Raw genomic sequence first — 20485 nt, forward strand, 5'->3', positions numbered from 1 at the left:
TATCTTTGTAAATCATTAAAAAAATATATCATGATAGTCTGGATTTTGTTTTTGTTAGCCGTTGTTTTTATTCTTGCTTTAGACTTGGGAGTTTTCAATAAAACACCTCATATTATTAGCACCAAAGAAGCCAGCAAATGGACTCTTATCTGGGTAACACTTTCTTTTTTGTTCTCCGGCGTAATTTACTGGCTGTACACCACCGATTATATTGAAAATCCGGACAACCTGAAACCTGCAGTCGCTTCCATGAAGTTTATTACAGGTTACTTAATCGAATTATCGCTGAGCGTTGATAATATTTTTGTAATCGCTATTATTTTTGCCTCCTTCAAAATACCCCAAAAATACCAGCACCGTGTCTTGTTCTGGGGAATTTTAGGCGCTGTGATTTTCCGTGGTTTAATGATATTCTTCGGCGTTATGCTGATCAACAAGTTTGCCTGGACCACTTATGTCTTCGGCCTTTTCTTAATTTTTACTGCTGTGAAAATGCTATTTTCAGGAGATGATGAAGATTTTAATCCAAAAGATTCCTTTGTGTACAAAACTTTAGGAAAAATTATTCCGATTACTTCTCACATGGAACATGAGAAATTTTTCATTTTAACCGAAAAAGGAAAAAAAGCAGCAACCCCATTATTTGTAGCTTTAATAGTTATCGAAGTTATGGACGTTCTTTTTGCTGTAGACAGCGTTCCGGCCATTCTTGCCATAACATCTGATCCGTTTTTAGTATTCAGTTCTAATATTTTTGCGATTCTTGGATTGCGTTCTATGTATTTCTTCCTGGCCAATATGCTGGCAAAATTCAGTTATTTAGAATACAGCCTGGTGGCTATTTTAGCTTTCGTAGGACTAAAAATGCTGTTGCATGATTTTATTCAGGTTCCGGAATGGGCTTCTTTGGCGTTTATTGCTTTGTCACTTTTGGTAGGGATTTTGGTTTCTTTAAAATTTGGAAAAGAAAAAGAATTGACGGATTCAGATATGGAATAGTTTCTTGAAAAATATAGATATAAAAAAAAAGGAGATCATTAGATCTCCTTTTTTATTTCTATTCTAACAATCAGTTTAGACTCTTAACATTACTATCATCAATATTATATTTTGCAATAACCGCATTATAATCTGAATAATCTGCTTTTACTTTTTTTGCATTTATTCCATCATCTCCTGGAATAATAACAACCCTGAATGTTTTTCCTAACCTAAAACTAGCTGGCAACTGAGATAAATCACTTAAACTTCCATCAATAAAAACTGTAACTCTGTTTTTAGAAAAGTTAAAGTTATATTGAGCAGTTTCTAAACCATCATTAAAGTAATATATCTGAGGCAACAATGCCCAGCTGTCTCCTCCCGTTGTGCTAACTAGCTCATATACCAAAACATTATCTCCCGACAACATTCCTGACGGTGTGCTAGTCACAGCAAAATCTGGGCCAGCAAAGTTAACATTATTCATTTCATAAACATAAGGGAGTAAAATTCCGCCATCTTGTCCAGGAGGCCCTTCTGGTCCTTCACAGCTTGAAAACATTATTAATCCAACAACTGCGAAAAGCGTAAGTATCTTTTTCATAACTTTTATATATTTTTAGGTTTATATATAAAGGTATTCCAAAAATCAAACCAAAAAAAGCAAATGCAACTAATTTGTTATAAATTTTATTACTTTTTACTATTTCTTATTATATCCTTTAATGCTATTTCTTGACAACTACCTGATTTTTAAGCAGTATTTTATTAAAGAACAACAAATGATACGGCAATGAATTTTCCCAATACTCCCAGGTATGCGCTCCCGGTCGTTCGGTATAATCGTGATCTACCTTATTATAGACTAATCTTCGGTGTAGTTCTCTGTTGGGTTCTATTAAAAAATCATCAACCCCGCAATCTATAATTAAAGATAATTTGTTCGCTTTTATTTTGTCCAGCATTCCCATTACGGAATTCTGCTCGTACAATTCAGAATTACTGCTTTTATCACCAAAAACAGGCTGCATTAATTTTATTACCTGAGCCGAGGAGTCTCTGTTGAGCATCGCGCCCATGTCTACCGCTCCGCTCATGCTTCCGGCAGCACAAAACAAATCAGGATGCCTGGCCGACAAATACAATGCGCCGTGACCTCCCATAGAAAGTCCTGTAATCACACGTCCGTTTCTGTTACTTATCGTTCTGTACGTTTTATCTACTTTCTGAATGACTTCCTGCGTAATAAATGTCTCAAACTGACTTTCTTTATTTACCGGACTGTCCAGATAAAAACTAAAATTCTCTCCCTCCGGCATCACAATAATAATATTGTACTGGTCGGATAAGCCTTGCACTAATTTTTTGTTCGGCGTGTTTTTTAACCAATCGCTAAAGTGCCCGTAAGCACCGTGCAACAAATACAGAACCGGAAAAGTCGATTTGCTTTTAGCGTAAGAGTTCGGTAATACAACTGCGGCTTTGTAGGTTTTGCCCATAGCTGTACTTGCAATTTGTAAAGTATCTACTTTTGCAGCATAACTCATTGAGGAAATGCACAATAAAAATGTAAACACTAAAAATTTAAAGTTTTTCATATTGATATTTTTTCTGATTAGGGATTGTAAATATAACTTTTTCAGAATATAGTATATGAAAAATCTGATTCCTTTTTTTGATAAAGAATGAGTAGATTTAACCGCAAAGGTCGCAAAGATATTTCCTGTAATTAATTATTGAGTTAACCGCAAGGTTCGCCAAGCTGGATTTTAAAAAACTTTGCGAACCTTGCGATAAAAAAGTTCAAACCTTTGCGAACCTTGCGGTTAAAAAAAAAGCCTTGCGGTTAGCCAGGCTTTACTTAATAATAATCTTATGCTCGTTTCGGTATTGCGAAGCACTTTTACCGGTATACTGTTTAAAGGACTTACTAAAGTGACTGAAATTATTAAAACCGCTTTCGTAGCAAACTTCATTTATCGTAATCGGTTTCTCGGCCAAAAGTTTGGAGGCATGCACCAAACGATATTCGTTTACAAACTCCGTAAAGGTTTTGTTGGATATTTTCTTGAAGTACCTGCAAAAAGAAGGCGTTGTCATGCTCACTAAACTTGAAACTTCATCTATAGCAATCGATTCCTGAAAATGATCTTTTACATAATTAAAAACCACATTAATCCGATCACTATCCTGTGCATTCAGTTCGAGAGAAAAACCATCGGCATTAAGTATCGTGTATTCGTCTGAAGATTCTAATTCATCTAAAATACTCAGAAGTGTCATCAGACGTTCTAACGGAAGCTGATTTTCCATCATTTCAATCTGGTCTCCTATTCTCTTTTTGGTTTCTCCGCCAAAAGCGATTCCGGCTTTCGACTGACTCAAAATATTCTGAACCTTTTTCATTTCCGGAATTCCAAAAAAGTCATTCCCTAAGAATTCAGGTTTAATATGAATCACAATTTCGTTTGTATTTCCTGTCTGTTCATTGGTAAAACCGCAATGTGGCAGATTAGAACCAATCAAAATCAAACTGCCATTTGTATAATAGGAAACGTGGCTTCCGATTTGTCTTTTTCCTGCGCCTCCATTGATATAAACCAATTCAATTTCGGGATGATAATGCCATAAATGGGCTTTACTGTTCGTCTTCTGAGCATGTTTGGTATACGCAAAAGAACTTCCGTAGGAATTAGAAATGACTTCAAGAGCCGGGGCGATAGTCTTCATGATCAAATCTTTAAAAAATAATAGCAAATTTAACAAAATTACCTAAAATAATTCAAATTTTAACCTATAACGGTTTCGCAATTGAGAATAAAGCATATAATTTCTAAATTATTCAATTGTGAATTATCGGCAAAACTGTCCTTTTTTTGAGGTCTCATTTTTTTTCCTGCTTATTTTTTTATAAATCGTATTTATTTGGGTGTTTTTATGTGCATATCACATAATTGTAAGAAAAACAGAAAATTTTAAGGAACTTCATTTTTTAAAAAACATTGAAAAATATTAGCCGAATTAACAAAAACACCTCAAATAATTCAAATTTTAACCTATAACGGTTTCGTAAATGAGAATATAGCATATAAATTGGCAAATAGAGTTGTGATAAAAAATGTATTGTTGAAGTAATTTAGCATCAACAAATAAGAACAACAATTTAAAAAAATAAAGCCATGAAAAAGATTTTAAAACTTAGTATAGTATGTGCAGTACTTTTTACAGGAATGAGCACTTATGCAATTGACGGGAATGAAGACTTTAATCTTCATGTATTAAAAGGAAATGGTAAACTAATAACATTTGCTCTTAATCAGGTTAAAAAAGCAAACCTTGCTATATATGATACAAACGGAACTTTACTTTATTCTGAAAGTGCTTCAGGTAAAGACGGGATTCTTAGAACTTTCAGCTTAGAAGAATTTCCGGCAGGAACTTACTTCTTAGAAGTGCAAGACAATGCAAAAAAAGTAAGACATGAAATTACTGTTACTGATGAAACATCTGTTTTATCTACAAAAGCAGTTTCTTCAATTTATAAAGCAGATTCTGCTAAAAATACAAGCGTAGCAACGCGCTAGAAAAGTTTATACTCGCATACAGTATAAAAATGAGGTTAGATAGTTAGTAAAGTTTAAAAACATTCAATTGTTTTTTAAAACAGCTCTTTGTGGTTATTGAGCTGTTTTTTTTATGCCTTTTTTTTAACCGCAAAAGGCGCCAGGGTTAACGCAAAGTTCGTAAAAGTTTAATAATGATAAGCTTTGCGAACTTTGCGTTTTATTTCATTGCGGCCCTTGCGGTTAAATTTTACAATGGTATTTTTTTTGTAAGAACCACAGGTAAATTTACATTTTCTTAATTCAAACAAAACATTGAAAAATAACAAGCTAATTAACTAAAACGATAAATATAATTTAAATTTTAACCTATAACGGTTTCGTAAATGAGAATACAGCATCGAAATCAGCCAATAGAGTTGTGCAGGATTCTGTAAGATATAAGTAATTTAGCATCAGAGAATTAGAACTATTAATTTAAAAACGAAAATCATGAAAACAAGTTTAAAATTAAGTTTAGTATGTGCAGTGCTTTTTGCAGGAACAAGCTCTTATGCAATCGACGGGAATGAGGATTTTAATCTTCATGTATTAAAAGCGAATGGAAAACTAATTACGTTTGCCCTTAACCAGGTTAAAAAAGCAAACTTAGCGATTTATGACAAAGAAGGTACTCTAATTTATTCTGAAAGCGCTTCGGGTAAAGATGGAATTTTGAGAACTTTTAGTTTAGAAGAATTTCCTGAGGGAACGTACTTCTTAGAAGTAGAAGATAATGTAAAAAAAGTGAGACATGAAATTACCATCACTGACGAAACATCTGTTTTATCAAAAAAGGCAGTTTCATCGGTTTACAAAGCTGGTTTTAGTGCTAAAAACAGCAGTGTAGCAGCGCGCTAAAAATTTTATACCCGCATAGTATAAAAATGAGGTTAGATAGTTAGTAAAGTAAAAACTGATTGTTTTAAGAACAGCTCTTTGTGGTTATTGAGCTGTTTTTTTATGCTCAAATTCCACTAAACGATCATCGTTATTTTTCAATTGAAAAATTATTCTTAATAATTTTAAAGAGCTGTCTTTTAAAGTATTAAAAAAAATCACTTTAAAAACATCCAAGAGCCCAGCAATTGCGTACATAGTTCAGACAAAACACAGAAAGAGTTTTAATTCAGCAACTTATGTCTGTAAAAAAGATATTTTTTTGCATAAAATTCAATTTCTTTTTCTAGTTTTGCGCAACCACGATTAATACTAAAATTTAAAAAAAACATGACAAAATTTACCAAATTTGGCCTAGTTGTAGCCGTATTTTTAACAACTGTTTTAACCTACGCAATTGATGGAAAAGGGGATTATATCTTGTATATAAAAACCGGTAACGGAAAAGTAATCAGCTTTACTTTAAACACCGTTGAAAAATCAAGTTTTTCAATCTTCGACGTAAATAATAATTTATTGTACACAGGAACATCTGTTGCAGATAAATTAGAAATTTCAAAAACATTAAGTTTAGAAGCTTACCCGGCTGGAACTTATACTTTGGAAGTTAATGAAAATGGCAAAATTGCAAAGCATGAAATCACCGTTTCAGCTAAAAAATCAAAAACAAGTAAACTTGACGAATCTGTAAACGAAAGTCCGGCATTCCGTCGTTAATTTTTGGTTTTAACGAAAACGTAAAAAAGACAGCTTTTCAAGAGCTGTCTTTTTTTATTATTAGAGTTTATTACTAATTAACTATAATATTCCCCTGAGCATCATAAACAAATGTCCAGCCCGTTTCTTTTGTTGAAACATTGTCGTAGTAATATAAAGTCTCGGTATATTTTCTGAAATTATTTCTGGAAAGCGAACGATAAAAATATTCCTCTAATAATTGCATCCTCTTAAACGGATTATAAGAAGTATCATAATCTTCAAAAGTCCTTACGATTTTCTCGCCTTCGCTCTTTCCATTATGCAACTCTGTATATTCTGTCTTCGCTAAGTTATTATTGGCATCGTAGTAGAATTTTTCAGAGAATGTCAGTATATAATCGGTTGGATCCTCCGGATAGTAGGTCATATTAGGATAGGTGGTTATCACCTCTGTAAGTTTTCCTTCTGCATATTTATAAACCTGCTTTCTGGAATTAATAGCGATCCTGTTGGGTACTTCTTTTTCGGCAATCAGATTAGCACTGTTTAAGGTATAATAAATGGTTCCTTTAGCTACTGCATAAATATCCGAATCATAAAAATTTTCAACGGTAACCTTATTAGTGCTGTACACCAAAGATGTATATGCCTTATCTGTAAAAAATGCATCAAAAAAGGTTTCAGGAGGAAGTGGTAAATAACCACCAATTTTTTTGGTTAATCTATTACTGCTATCATATTCAAAATTAAAGTTTACCTCTGAAGAAAGAGGACTGAAATCCAAATGAGCTCCCTCAAACTTTATTTGTTTCACCAAAGGATCTGTATTTGTATCTGGTGCGTCCTCATCAGCACTGCTGCAGGAAGCCAGACAAATTCCGACAACTAAAATTGTAAATAAATGTTTTATACTTTTTGACATATAGGCTGTTATTTTTTAAGCAAGATAATAATTACTGTCAGAAAAAAAGTTGTGACAAAAATTAATTTATTTTTATTTTGTCACAGCCACAACTTTTTTCTTTAATTAGTTTCCGTAATCATTTTATACAATTCCTGACAATACGCAAACTTCTCATTTTGCTGGTTTCGTTTATTTTCCTGCCCGGTTTCATAAACCGAAACCTGAAACCAGTTTAATATCCGGATAGCCATATTTTGGGCTAACGGATTTTTGTCGTCTGCTTTCATCACATTCAGCTCGTTAATTTCAGATTTCCAGAACTTAAAATTAGTAGTAAGCTTAGCCGGTTTTAATTCCTGGTCAAAACGATGCCAGAGTTTATCTAAAATTTCGTTTTCTAAAACCTTTATCTTTTCTGTTTTTGCTGTTTCCTCTTTGTACGCTTTGGATTTTTTGATTTCGGCAATCTGAGCTCTTAGAAAATTGTCATCCGTTGTATTCAAAAAAGTAATTCCTCTTTCATAGGCATTCACCGAAAGCACCAGTTCGTTATTCGTCCTTAAACTATCGGCAATTCGCAAATTAGCTTCATAAATTCTTTTCAGAATAGAATCGTTTTTGGGTCTTATATTTTTCCTGTAGGCCTGAATTTCGAGCCATTCAAAGGCGCGGAGCATTTCAGACGGTTTTGGCCAGACATGTTCGTCATGCACTATAAAAAGCGTGTTTATAATTTTTGCGTTGTCCAGCCACGCTTTGTTAGCTGTCATTTCCTGATAATTCATATCCCTGTCTCCCACCATACCCACATAGGAGAAATTATTAGAAGGCGGTATAAACTTATCCATATCATTAAAAGAAGCGCCACAAGCAATAACCCCCTGGAAAGCGCCCGTGGAGATCCCGAAATAACTGGCCAATCGTGCACCACCCGAAAAACCGGCGATATACAGTTGCGCAGTATCAACGGTATAGTTTTCCAATACGGCATCAAACAATCGGTTGGCGATCGCAATATTGTTTTGAATGGATCCGTTTTTTAACTTATTCGAGCATACCAAAATATACTGGTACGTTTCTGCTGCCGGAATAAAGGGCGCAATTCCTTCTTTACCCCTCGCAGCCGGTTCGAAAATAAAAACCGCTGCCAATGGCGTTTTACCATCGTATTTTTTAGGGAAATATAGGGCATACGATTCTGTTGGAGCAGTTGCCACTTTTACCGAATCGATAATAATGCCCGTTGGCAACAATGGCTTGTCCTGCGGATAACCAAAAACCGTAACCAAAAGAAAGAGAATAGAATAGACCGCGTTTTTCATAACACTAAAATAAAAAAACCTTTCATTTCTGAAAGGTTTTTGGTTTAATATCTTTATTTCTGATGTAGTAATTTTTCTAAATATTCGATTTTATCTTTTTCAGATTGCAGTAAACGTTCGTACAATTTTTTGTTCTCCTCTACTGTTTCCATTAATTTATCTAACGGATTAAAAGTAAGAACATTATTATCGCCAAAACTATTATTCCCAGAATCGTGAAAAGTATTAAAATAGTTAATAACTCCTTCTTCTGAGAAATTCTTAATAGCTTCCACCGTTACACCCAGTGCTTTTGCTACTTCAATCAATTTTTCCTCATCAATCGTTTCACTATTTTCTATAATAGATACAGCCTGTTGGTTGGTTCCTAAAGCTTGCGCCAAAGCTTCCTGCTTCATATCACGAAGTTCACGAATACGGCTGATTTTTCGCCCTATGTGGTTTGGTTTTGTTAGTGTGCTCATAATTCAAAGATAATAATTAAGTGTAATAACTGGCAAGATGTAAAAAGATATTTAAAGCGGTACCCTACGACTAAAAATAATTTGGTACAGTAGAAATCCATTCGTTTTCTGCAGTGTTTTGCAAATATAAGATTTTACTTATAATGAAAACCAGCTACTCTATATTTTTACACGCTAAAACCTAGTTGAACAAGCAAAGGGATTACTCAGTAAGCACAACCACGATATTGTCATTTCGACGAAGGAGAAATCTCCACGTGTTGAGCATGTCCTGTTGCGGAGTTTCTTGCGAAGATTTCTCCTTCGTCGAAATGACAAACAATGTGGGATTTTATTGTTTACAATCACTGCTCAATTAAGCATTCGCAATTGCTGTGCGAAGTCTCCAGACTTCGTACCCGTCACTATATTCCGTTCCAATTATTTTTTTATTCGCTTTGTGGATTATTGGAGCGTGTACGAAGTCAGGAGACTTCGCAGAGCCGAGGTAATCCGATAGAACAACCACAATATTGTCATTTCGACGAAGGAGAAATCTCCACGTGTTGAGCATGTCCTGTTGCGGAGTTTCTTGCGAAGATTTCTCCTTCGTCGAAATGACAAACGGTTTGGAATATTGTTGTTTTATTCTTGATTTTATTTACAATAATTGCTCGACTAATTGTCCGCAATTGCGGTGCGAAGTCTCCTGACTTTGTACCCGTCACTATATTCCGTTCCAATTATTTCTTTTTACAACAAAAAACCTCCCATTATCTGAGAGGTTTCCTTAAATCTATAAAAAAATAAATTCTACATATTCCTTCTATACTGCCCGCCCACTTCAAACAAGGCTGAAGTAATCTGACCGAGCGAACAAACCTTTGTAGCTTCCATTAAATGGGCGAATAAGTTTTCGTTTTTAATCGCGGCTTCCTGTAGTTTGTTTAAGTGCTCGTTTACTTTTGCTTCGTGAAACTGATGCAGGTTATCGAGCATCGTAATCTGATATTGTTTTTCTTCTTCGGTGGCGCGAATGACTTCTGCCGGAATTACCGTTGGTGAACCTTTTGAACTCAGGAAGGTGTTGACACCCACAATTGGGAAATCTCCGTTGTGTTTCAGGGTTTCGTAATACAAACTTTCTTCCTGGATTTTAGAACGCTGGTACATGGTTTCCATGGCCCCAAGAACACCGCCACGTTCTGTGATGCGGTCGAATTCCTGCAGAACGGCTGCTTCTACCAAATCGGTTAATTCTTCGATGATAAACGATCCCTGAATCGGGTTTTCGTTTTTCGCCAGTCCTAATTCTTTATTGATAATCAACTGAATCGCCATGGCTCTGCGCACTGATTCTTCGGTTGGTGTGGTAATCGCTTCGTCGTAAGCATTCGTGTGCAGGGAATTACAGTTGTCGTAAATCGCATACAAAGCCTGCAAAGTGGTTCTGATATCATTAAAATCAATTTCCTGTGCGTGTAACGAACGTCCGGAAGTCTGAATATGGTATTTCAGCATTTGAGCTCTTTCGTTCGCGCCGTATTTGTTTTTCATGGCTTTCGCCCAGATTTTACGTGCCACACGACCAATTACCGAATATTCAGGATCTACTCCGTTCGAGAAGAAGAACGATAAGTTTGGTCCGAAATCGTTGATGCTCATGCCACGGCTCAAATAATATTCCACGTAAGTGAAACCATTCGAAAGCGTAAAGGCCAATTGTGTAATCGGGTTGGCTCCTGCCTCGGCAATATGGTACCCTGAAATCGAAACCGAATAAAAGTTACGAACGTTTTGGGTAATAAAATATTCCTGAACATCGCCCATCAATCGCAACGCAAACTCTGTTGAGAAAATACAGGTGTTTTGTGCCTGATCTTCTTTCAGGATATCAGCCTGAACCGTTCCTCGAACTTGTGACAGCGTTCTGACTTTGATTTCGTTATATACTTCCGAAGGCAAAACCTCATCTCCGGTAACCCCCAAAAGCATTAAACCTAAACCATTGTTTCCTTCCGGTAAATCGCCCTGGTATCTCGGGCGTTCCAAACCTTTGGCTTTGTAGATCTGGTTGATTTTAGCATCAACTTCTTTTTCTAATTCGTTCTCCTTAATATAGTACTCACATTGCTGATCGATTGCGGCATTCATAAAGAAACCTAACAGCATAGGTGCCGGTCCGTTGATGGTCATACTTACCGAAGTCATAGCATGCACGAGATCAAAACCGGAATACAGTTTTTTGGCATCGTCCAGACAGCAGATGGAAACTCCGGCATTCCCGATTTTCCCGTAAATATCAGGACGAATATCCGGATCATTTCCGTATAAAGTCACACTGTCAAAAGCAGTTGAAAGTCGTTTTGCAGGCAAGCCCGCACTTACGTAGTGAAAACGTTTGTTGGTTCTTTCCGGTCCGCCTTCTCCTGCAAACATTCTGGACGGATCTTCGCCTTCACGCTTAAACGGATACAATCCTGAGGCAAAAGGAAATTCACCCGGTACATTTTCCTGTAAGTTCCAACGCAGGATATCGCCCCACGCCTCATATTTAGGTAAAGCAATTTTTGGTATTTGCAGGTGCGATAAACTCTCGGTATGGGTGGCGATTTTGATTTCCTTATCACGAACTTTAAACGAGTATACCGGATTTTTGTATTTGTTTACTTTTTCGTCCCAATTCAGGATAATTTCCCAATTGTACGGATCTAAATCCATTTTTACTTTATCGAACTGATTCAGTAAAAGATTTAGGAAGATTCTGTTTTCGTCATGTTCCTCGACTCCGCCCGGAAGGACAGTCGAGTCATCGATTCCGGCTTTGGTAATTTGCGGTACTTTTCCGGAAACCGATTCTATGGTTTTAAAAATTCCGTAGAGTTTCTGTGCGACTTTTTGCTGTGAAAGGGCAATTTCATCATACCCTCTGTTGCTCTCGGCAATTTCAGATAAATAACGCGTACGGTGTGGCGGAATCACGAAGATTTTCTCGCTCATTTCACGCGTAATTTCAAAAGTCGAATGCAGGCTGGATTCCGTTTTTTCGACGATTTTATCCATAATCGCTTTGTACAGCGTATTCATTCCCGGATCGTTAAACTGCGAGGCAATGGTTCCGAAAACCGGCATCTCGTCCGGATTTTTATCCCAAAGATTGTGATTGCGCTGGTATTGTTTTTTGACATCCCGAATGGCGTCTAACGCTCCTCTTTTATCAAATTTATTCAACGCTACGAGATCAGCAAAATCAAGCATGTCGATTTTCTCTAATTGTGTCGCCGCACCAAACTCAGGTGTCATTACATATAAAGAAACATCGGAATGATCCATGATTTCGGTATCCGATTGTCCGATTCCGGAAGTTTCCAGAATAATCAAATCGTATTTAGCGGCTTTCAAAACCTGAATCGCTTCGGCTACATATTTAGACAAAGCCAGATTGGACTGACGTGTCGCCAATGAACGCATATAAACGCGAGGATTATTAATAGCATTCATACGGATTCGGTCTCCTAACAATGCTCCTCCTGTTTTTCTTTTGGATGGATCGACAGAGATTAACCCGATTGTTTTTTCAGGGAAATCAATTAAAAATCGACGAACCAGTTCATCTACCAAAGAGGACTTTCCGGCTCCACCTGTTCCGGTGATTCCTAAAACCGGAATTTTAGAATCGGCGTTATTGGTATGAATCTGATCGAAAACCGGTTTTGCAATTTCGGGAAAATTCTCTGCTGCCGAAATCAAACGGGCAATTGCGGTTGGAATTTTATTTTCTATATGATCAATCTCTCCGTTTAGTTGGTCTCCAATCGGATAATCGGAACGTTCTACCAGATCGTTAATCATTCCTTGTAGCCCCATAGAACGGCCATCATCGGGAGAGTAAATTCTGGTAATACCATATTCATGCAGTTCTGAAATCTCGCTTGGCAGGATGACTCCGCCCCCGCCTCCAAAAATCTTGATGTGTCCGGCTCCTTTTTCCTGAAGCAGATCATACATATATTTAAAGTATTCATTATGTCCACCCTGATACGATGTCATGGCAATCGCATTGGCATCTTCCTGAATGGCGGTATTGACCACTTCTTCAACACTTCGGTCATGACCCAGGTGAATTACTTCTACACCCGTTGACTGAATAATGCGTCGCATAATATTAATTGCAGCATCATGTCCGTCAAACAGTGAGGCAGCTGTGACAATTCTTACTTTATTTTTAGGATTATATGGTTTTTGTTGTTCCATTTTATGAATATGATAATTTTAAGGGAGCAATTTACAAAATATTTTAATATTCGATCACTACGATAGCTTTATGTTAACAAAAAAAATACGTTTTTTTTCATTATAAGGGTAACAATTTAAACCATCGCTGTATTTATTACGTACAAGCTTATAGGACATGGAAATTTCGCAACATTTAAATAAAATATAACAACTTGCTCCTCAAGTAACTAAAGTAATTTAGCAGTGTAGAAATGCCCCAAATTTTTACCCGATACTTTTCATACTTAGTAAGTAGAAACGTAAAAATTTAATACAATGAAAACATTATATCCAATCGCCGTAATTCTATTGATCGGATTTACAACTTGTTCTTTTGATTCGATAAAAAATGATTTTGCAGAGAGTAAAAAATCAGAAGAATTTTATTTTGAAGTCGTACATGATTCTGATCCAGTGATAGATAATGACGTCCTGAATGATTTTTTTAAACGCTATACCGATTTAAAAAAATACCAAAATAAAATAGCCGCCCTGTACCAAAACAGATCTTACGAGTCTATTTGGTATGAAGACAATAAAATTAACGAATTTGGTAAACTATTGCACCAAAAACTAAAACTGACACATGAGGAAGGACTGGAAATTGAAATTCCTTATGAAAATGAAATTGATAAAATCTTTAACACAAAAAGTAAAGAAAGACCATCAAAATCAGATTCAGATCTTTTGTTAAGTGCCGCCTACATTATTTATATGAGCCAGGTTTATGAAGGACTTGATGCCGAAACGGTAAAAAAGACGGGCTGGATGCTGCCTAAAAAACAATTGTCTTACGAGACTTTATTAGATTCTCTTATTGTAAACCCTGCTTTATTGGAGAAAAATGACGAATTGCTTTTTGATCAGTATTATAAATTACAAGGTGCGTTGGAAAAATACAGACAAATTGAAAAAGACGGTACATGGACGCCTATTGAAACGGCAACTCCCTATAAAGATTTACGTCCCGATGCTGTTTTCAAAACAATTGCCCAGGTCAGAAACCGCCTGTTTGTAATGGGAGATTTAGAAAACGATTCTAAAAGCGATATATACGATCGTGAAATGATGGATGCCGTGATGAAATACAAATTAAGAAATGGCTTTAAACCCAACTATATTTTAGGTGAGGAACATATTAAAGACATGAATACGCCAATAGCCGATAAAATAACAACACTGTCTGTGAATATGGAACGTTGTCGCTGGATTTCTCCAAAATTGGTGAAAGACAAAGAATATATTATGGTGAATGTTCCTTCTTTTGAATTGGTGTATGTGAAAAACGGAAAAACAGAATTGGCATCACGTGTTTTTGTGGGTTCGGCATTGACCAAAACATCCATCTTTAGCGGAAATATTGATAAAATCGTTTTCAGTCCGTACTGGACCATTCCGCAAAGTATTGTGGATAATGAACTGAAATCAAAAATAGCCTCTGATCCTAATTATCTGGCAGAACATAATATGGAGATGAAAAACGGTCAGGTGAGACAAAAACCAGGCCCTGAAAACTCTCTTGGATTAGTGAAATTTATTTTCCCGAATCCGGAAGATATTTACATGCACGATACACCGGCGAAAACATTGTTTGACTTTGAAAAAAGAACGTTCAGTCACGGTTGTATCAATGTAAAAGAGGCTAAAAACCTGGCCATTGCCATGCTGAAAGAGTATCCGGAATGGACTGCTGACAGAATAGACACAGCAATGGAAGGTAAAGAGGAAATTACATTTAAATTACCAAACAAAGTACCAATTTATATTTGTTATTTTACTTCATGGGTAAATGAATCAGGCGAAATAAGCTTTTTTCAGGATGTCTATGAAAAAGATAATGATTTGAACAAAATCATGTTTCAGGAATCTATGGCGTTTAACAATTAGTATATAGATTTTTTTAAAACTGATATTTAAGTTTTTTACCGGGTAATTTTAGGTTTGATTTAGAATTTGAAAGAAAAAAGAATATCTTTCAGGTACTAAACTCAAATTTAAAATTACCCTTTTTTTATTATGGAAGAAAATCATACTGAAGTTAAAAAAAATTGGTGGGACAGAAACTGGAAATGGTTTGTTCCAACCGGATGTTTAAGCCTTATTGTCCTTCTTGGACTTTTTATAGCAGGAATTTTTTTCGGAGTCACTTCGTTAATGAAAGATTCTGATGTTTATAAAGACGCGATGCATCAGGTGACACAAAACAAAGTAGTGGTGCAGCAATTAGGCAGTCCTGTTGAAACGGACGGAATGCCTTCCGGAAGTATTAATGTGAGTAATAATACAGGGGAATGTGATCTGGAAATTCCGATAAAAGGGCCTAAAGGAACCGGTATTTTATTTGTAACAGCACATAAAAAAGTAAGATGGACGTATGATGAATTGTCTGTTTACATTAATGCCACAGAAAAAGAAATTAATTTACTGGAGAAATAAAATTACAACATTCAGATCACTTTCAATTTATGAATACACACTTTCTCGCCCTGCTCCTCTTTTTAAGTCTTAATGCTGCTTCTTTTTCTAAAACATCATTGAGGCATCAGGTTCTTCCTTTACATAAGAAATCTTACGCTCCGATACTTTCAGACCAGGATGTTAAAATATTCTGGCTGGAAAATGATACTTTCCATATAAATGAAAGTTATCTTAAAACCATAACCCAGCAGCAACGTGCCGCTTTGGGATATATTACGACTTTTGTAGGCAATGATTGTGACTGGGACGGGGATAAAAAAACTGACGAAAGTAATTTAAAATGTAAATTACTCGCAGCTCTTGATCTGGGGTATCAGTGTTCGGAGAAACATTTGTCTTTTTTAAGAGAATGGTTTAAAGGAGATCAAAAAATTCTTGAAGATTTACAGACTTGCAAAAGAACGCCCGCTTCGGCCAATATTCAGGACAGTTTTATCGAACTCCGCATGCTTACCGTTGATAATACTATTACCATCACGTACAGTGCCGTTGGTTTCGATTTTAATGCAAAACATACATGGAAATGGACTGAAGAATCTATCTTTACTTTCACTAAAAATGAAATCAAACGCACCGGCAGAAAAAACATTGAAGGCGGATTTAATTAACGATCCGCAATTTAAAATAACATCCTATGAAATCATTATTACTTTTATGTATTGCCCTACTGAACACTATTTTAGGATCAGCACAATCTGATGCACGATATCATACCCATACCGAACGAATTGCACAATTTTCAAAACCCAATAAACTTTTATCCAGTACCATCGATGCGGAAGGAAATGGGTCGCTGGAATATACCAATCCTAAAAATCAGGTGCTCCGTTTTCGATTATTGAATCATAGACTTCAAATACAACATGGCGGTATTGCTTTTCAATTGTTCTCTTATCAAAATAATTATCTGCAAAAAATAGAAACTTTCGATCTGCAGGGAAAACGGGCCGGTGAAAGAGAATCTCAAAATGAAGCCGTAGTGCAATTTATAGTAGAGAAAAAAAACGAATATCTCCAAAAAAAGAAATTGATAGACGATGCTGAAGGAAATATCGATCTGAAAGACGATAGCAAAGAGCAAATCATCAGAATTAAATTGTTTGACACTAATAATCTTCCCTTATCAGAAAAAGAGCCTGCTTATATTTCAAGCAAAACTTATTGGGAATACAATGTGAGAATGTATTGGCCTTAAAAAAAACGCTCCGTTTTACCGACATTCTGTACAAAAAACAGAAATCTGCTTAGTAATGTTAATTCTAAAACAAATTGTTTCTGCTGCTGAAATAAAATTGTGGCTTTGTTTTTGAATAAGTAGTATTTTTGAAACTTAATAAATCCCCAATAAATGAAAAAGATCATCATTCTGGCATTTGCATTTTCGCTTACTTCATGTGCCCAGGTACAACAAACATTAAACCAACTACCACAATTATCTTCACAGATTCCCGGAATTGGAGTTGGCGGCGTTGATATTGCTTCCGGTTTAAAAGAAGCTTTAAATAAAGGAATTACACAACAGGTAAGCAAACTGACCGCTGTTGACGGTTTTTACAAAAATGAAGCCGTAAAAATCTTAATGCCGGAAGAACTTCAAAAAGTGGATGCTACTTTACGAAAAATAGGATTAAGCTCTCTTGCCGATGAAGGGATCAAAGTGTTGAACCGCGCAGCAGAAGATGCCGTAAAAGAAGCAACCCCGATATTTGTTTCGGCAGTAAAAAATATGTCTTTTACAGATGCTAAAAATATTTTGCTTGGAAACGACAGTGCTGCAACCAGCTACTTGCAAAACAGTACAACAACAGCTTTGTACGGAAAATTTAATCCGGTGATCAAAAGCTCTTTCGAAAAAGTAGGTGCCGATGTGGTATGGTCTAAGATTATCAACAAATACAACACTATTCCGTTGGTTAAAAAAGTAAATCCGGATCTGACTGATTACACGACCAATAAGGCTTTGGTGGGTGTTTTTAAAATGATTGCCGTTGAAGAAAAAGAAATCCGTAATAATATTAGCGCAAGAACAACCCCTTTATTAAAAAGTGTTTTTGCCATGCAGGACGGGAAATAATTTTTTAGCTGAAGAGTTGCAAAGTTGCAAAGTTGCAAAGGTTCAGAGGTTCAGAGGTGCAAAGGTTTTAAAACTTTGCGCTCCCAGCGTATATCGATAGCTATGGGCATTGCGAACTTTGCGGTTAAAAAATAAAAACAAAAAAACAACCAGAAAAATGCAAAAAATAACGATTCTGATTCACTGCAAAGACCAAAAAGGAATTATTGCTGCAATTACTACCTTTATCGCCAAAGTGGAAGGAAATATTATTTATATCGATCAGCATGTTGATGTGGAGCAAAACGTTTTTTTTATGCGTCTCGAATGTGAATTTGCCAATTACAGCAGCAGTATCGATGCGATAAAAAAAGAGTTCCAGGAAACCATTGCTACCGATTTTAATATGTCCTGGGATTTGTATAATCAGGAGCAAAAGCCTAAAATGGCTTTGTTTGTATCTAAATACGATCATTGTTTGTTTGATATTCTGGGGCGTTACAGTGCCGATGAACTCAATGTTGAAATTCCGGTAATCATTAGTAATCATAACGACTTACGATCGATTGCAGAACGTTTTGATATTCCGTTTCATTGTGTACCGTTTACAAAAGACAATAAAGAAGAAGGTGAAGCGAAGCAAATTGAATTACTGAACCGGTATCAGATTAATTTTATCGTTTTGGCGCGCTATATGCAGATTATCACCCCAAAATTGATTTCGCTTTACGAAAATAAAATTATCAATATCCACCATTCGTTTTTACCTGCCTTTCCGGGTGCTAAACCCTATCATTCGGCTTTTAAACGTGGTGTGAAAATTATTGGTGCCACCAGTCATTATGTGACGGAAGAATTAGATGAAGGTCCAATCATTGAACAGGATATTGCCAGGGTTTCCCATATTCATTCCGTTGAAGATTTTATCATGAAAGGACGTGACCTGGAACGAATTGTACTGGCACGTGCAATCAAACTTCATGCAGAACGCAAGACGATGGTGTATAGTAATAAAACAGTTGTTTTCTCTTAGAAAATTTAACGGGCAACTTAATAAAACAAACCCGACAGGTTTTTAAAACCTGTCGGGTTTATTGTAAAAACCTTTGAACCTTTGCATCTCTGAACCTTTGTACCTAACCTCAAAAACCTCTCGGATCTCATCCATTTTAAACAGTCTTCTTACTGCAATTGTTAATTTTTACAAGAATCTAGAATACTGACATTTAGCATTTTACCAACCGAAAACAAAAAGCCTTTCGATATTCATAAGAAAATTTGATTGTTATTATATTTTAATAATCAAAAGTAATTTAATGCTACAGATTACTCAAACGGACAGATCGAAAAATCTTAACTTATGTCCAACAAAGTAATAACAAAACCTTAACAGCTTACGATTCATATATGTCTGATCTTTGTAATGTAATAAACTGGTTATTTATTATTTTGGTTTTGGTTAGTTAAATGATGCCGGCGTCTTCGAGATGCCGGCATTCTTTTTTTGTATGAGTTTTTGTTTTTTTGTTTCAGGTTTAAAGTTTCAGGTTGCAATACTTTACGAGATTTAACCGCAAAGTTCGCAAGGTTTATATCACATAGCTTTGCGTTTAAAAAAAACCTGCTATGAAAAAAAACCTTTACGTGACTTGCGGTTCAATACACAATCCAACTTTCCTCATTTTGGATACAACTAAACGAGATTCAGATACTTCACAAAACTATTGTTGTAAGATCTTTGCTGTATTACTTTTCGATCTAAAAATTTAAAACAGCAATTATGAGTACAATACAAAAATTTAAATTAGGAAATCAGGGCCTTATTGTTCCTAATATTGGTCTGGGCTGCATGGGTATGACGCAGATTGCCGGAATGGATATTTACGGGAAAGCCGATGAAACAGAAGCAATAGCCACTATTCACCGTTCGCTCGAATTAGGTGGTACTTTTCTCGATACAGCAGATTTATATGGTCCGCTACACAACGAAAGACTGATTGCAAAAGCCATAAAAGGCAATCGAAACGCCTATACCATCGCCACAAAATTTGGGTATGAAATTGACGATAACGAACAACTTACCTGGCAATTTAATGGTAAAAAAGAATATGTGAAAAAAGCCGTAGAACGTTCCCTGAAAAACTTAGGAACCGACTATATCGATTTGTACTATTTACACCGCCTCGATCCTAATACTCCGATTGAAGAAACAGTTGAAGCAATGTCCGATTTGGTAAAAGAAGGTAAAATAGGGTATATCGGACTTTCTGAAGTTTCATCGGAAACGATTCGTAAAGCACATCAAATTCATCCTTTAACAGCGGTACAAACAGAATATTCTCTATTCGAAAGAAGTGTTGAGGAGTTTGGTATTCTGGATACACTGAAAGAATTAGGAATTGGATTTGTAGCGTATTCGCCGCTGGGAAGAGGTTTTATTTCCGGAGACATTAAAAGCCCGGATGATTTTCCTGACAATGATTTCAGAAAAAGCATCCCGCGTTTTCAGGGAGAGCAATTTCAGAAAAACATTGAATTAGTAAACGAGATACAAAAATTAGCGCATGAAAAACAAATTACAGCCTCTCAGCTTGCTCTTTCGTGGATTGCTACTAAAAATATCCTCGCAATTCCGGGAACTAAACGGGTAAAATACGTCGAACAAAACATTGCTGCCGCCCAAATGGTTCTGACCGAAGATGAAATGAAACGTTTAGAAAATATTATTCCGCTTGGTACGCAAACCGGCGCCAGATATGACGAAGCCAATATGGCCGGAATTGATCAATAAAAATCATCAGGAAAAGTTATCTTTACGATAGCTTTTC

At 36.0% G+C, this 20485-nt stretch carries 18 protein-coding genes; 11 read left to right on the forward strand and 7 right to left on the reverse strand.

The window, feature by feature from the left end; genetic code table 11:
• Nucleotides 1-30 precede the first annotated feature (30 nt).
• Nucleotides 31-999, forward strand: coding sequence for a TerC family protein (locus HAV12_RS17155; protein ID WP_171570740.1), 969 nt, complete (start codon nt 31-33; stop codon nt 997-999).
• Nucleotides 1000-1069: 70 nt separating this feature from the next.
• Here the strand turns inward: HAV12_RS17155 and HAV12_RS17160 are convergent, their stop codons facing one another.
• From HAV12_RS17160 to HAV12_RS17170, 3 genes are all read right to left on the reverse strand, one after another.
• Nucleotides 1070-1585: a hypothetical protein gene (locus tag HAV12_RS17160; RefSeq protein ID WP_171570741.1), complete on the reverse strand. Its 516-nt coding sequence runs from the start codon at nt 1583-1585 to the stop codon at nt 1070-1072.
• A gap of 124 nt (nt 1586-1709) precedes the next feature.
• Nucleotides 1710-2579 carry an alpha/beta hydrolase family protein gene (locus HAV12_RS17165; RefSeq protein WP_171570742.1) on the reverse strand — a complete coding sequence of 290 codons (870 nt, stop codon included), beginning with the start codon at nt 2577-2579 and terminating at the stop codon, nt 1710-1712.
• A gap of 259 nt (nt 2580-2838) precedes the next feature.
• Nucleotides 2839-3711: an AraC family transcriptional regulator gene (locus HAV12_RS17170; RefSeq protein WP_171570743.1), complete on the reverse strand. Its 873-nt coding sequence runs from the start codon at nt 3709-3711 to the stop codon at nt 2839-2841.
• A gap of 449 nt (nt 3712-4160) precedes the next feature.
• Between HAV12_RS17170 and HAV12_RS17175 the strand changes: the two genes are divergently transcribed.
• From HAV12_RS17175 to HAV12_RS17185, 3 genes are all read left to right on the forward strand, one after another.
• Nucleotides 4161-4565 carry a T9SS type A sorting domain-containing protein gene (locus tag HAV12_RS17175; protein WP_171570744.1) on the forward strand — a complete coding sequence of 135 codons (405 nt, stop codon included), beginning with the start codon at nt 4161-4163 and terminating at the stop codon, nt 4563-4565.
• A 471-nt stretch (nt 4566-5036) separates the two neighbouring features.
• Nucleotides 5037-5444 carry a secretion protein gene (locus HAV12_RS17180; RefSeq protein ID WP_132035678.1) on the forward strand — a complete coding sequence of 136 codons (408 nt, stop codon included), beginning with the start codon at nt 5037-5039 and terminating at the stop codon, nt 5442-5444.
• Nucleotides 5445-5813: 369 nt separating this feature from the next.
• Nucleotides 5814-6200 carry a secretion protein gene (locus tag HAV12_RS17185; protein ID WP_171570745.1) on the forward strand — a complete coding sequence of 129 codons (387 nt, stop codon included), beginning with the start codon at nt 5814-5816 and terminating at the stop codon, nt 6198-6200.
• Between the two features lie 73 nt (nt 6201-6273).
• Here HAV12_RS17185 and HAV12_RS17190 read toward each other — a convergent pair whose 3' ends face one another.
• The 4 genes from HAV12_RS17190 to HAV12_RS17205 all read right to left on the reverse strand — a co-directional run bounded on the left by HAV12_RS17190 (nt 6274) and on the right by HAV12_RS17205 (nt 13105).
• Nucleotides 6274-7104 (reverse strand): hypothetical protein, encoded by an 831-nt coding sequence (locus tag HAV12_RS17190; protein WP_171570746.1) that lies wholly within the window; start codon nt 7102-7104, stop codon nt 6274-6276.
• Between the two features lie 101 nt (nt 7105-7205).
• Nucleotides 7206-8408, reverse strand: a complete 1203-nt coding sequence (locus HAV12_RS17195; protein WP_171570747.1) for a hypothetical protein — start codon at nt 8406-8408, stop codon at nt 7206-7208.
• Nucleotides 8409-8461: 53 nt separating this feature from the next.
• Nucleotides 8462-8872 (reverse strand): helix-turn-helix domain-containing protein, encoded by a 411-nt coding sequence (locus HAV12_RS17200; protein ID WP_171570748.1) that lies wholly within the window; start codon nt 8870-8872, stop codon nt 8462-8464.
• A gap of 792 nt (nt 8873-9664) precedes the next feature.
• Nucleotides 9665-13105, reverse strand: a complete 3441-nt coding sequence (locus HAV12_RS17205) for a methylmalonyl-CoA mutase family protein (protein ID WP_171570749.1) — start codon at nt 13103-13105, stop codon at nt 9665-9667.
• A gap of 297 nt (nt 13106-13402) precedes the next feature.
• On the opposite strand from HAV12_RS17205, the gene HAV12_RS17210 reads away from it, so the two are divergent.
• The 7 genes from HAV12_RS17210 (at nt 13403) to HAV12_RS17240 (ending at nt 20448) form a co-directional block, all read left to right on the forward strand.
• Nucleotides 13403-15013 carry a murein L,D-transpeptidase gene (locus HAV12_RS17210; protein ID WP_171570750.1) on the forward strand — a complete coding sequence of 537 codons (1611 nt, stop codon included), beginning with the start codon at nt 13403-13405 and terminating at the stop codon, nt 15011-15013.
• Between the two features lie 129 nt (nt 15014-15142).
• A complete protein-coding gene (locus HAV12_RS17215; RefSeq protein ID WP_171570751.1) occupies nt 15143-15562 on the forward strand; it encodes a cytochrome c oxidase assembly factor Coa1 family protein in 420 nt (139 codons plus the stop codon).
• Nucleotides 15563-15591: 29 nt separating this feature from the next.
• Nucleotides 15592-16212 (forward strand): hypothetical protein, encoded by a 621-nt coding sequence (locus HAV12_RS17220; protein WP_171570752.1) that lies wholly within the window; start codon nt 15592-15594, stop codon nt 16210-16212.
• 26 nt (nt 16213-16238) lie between these two features.
• Complete coding sequence (locus HAV12_RS17225; protein WP_171570753.1) at nt 16239-16799, forward strand: hypothetical protein; 561 nt, start codon at nt 16239-16241, stop codon at nt 16797-16799.
• 153 nt (nt 16800-16952) lie between these two features.
• Nucleotides 16953-17678: a DUF4197 domain-containing protein gene (locus tag HAV12_RS17230; RefSeq protein WP_132035713.1), complete on the forward strand. Its 726-nt coding sequence runs from the start codon at nt 16953-16955 to the stop codon at nt 17676-17678.
• Nucleotides 17679-17835: 157 nt separating this feature from the next.
• Nucleotides 17836-18690 carry a formyltetrahydrofolate deformylase gene (gene purU, locus HAV12_RS17235; RefSeq protein WP_171570754.1) on the forward strand — a complete coding sequence of 285 codons (855 nt, stop codon included), beginning with the start codon at nt 17836-17838 and terminating at the stop codon, nt 18688-18690.
• A 747-nt stretch (nt 18691-19437) separates the two neighbouring features.
• Nucleotides 19438-20448, forward strand: a complete 1011-nt coding sequence (locus HAV12_RS17240; protein WP_171570755.1) for an aldo/keto reductase — start codon at nt 19438-19440, stop codon at nt 20446-20448.
• The last annotated feature ends 37 nt before the right edge of the window (nt 20449-20485 follow it).

The sequence above is a fragment of the Flavobacterium sp. CLA17 genome, assembly GCF_013112255.2.
Classification (GTDB): domain Bacteria; phylum Bacteroidota; class Bacteroidia; order Flavobacteriales; family Flavobacteriaceae; genus Flavobacterium; species Flavobacterium circumlabens.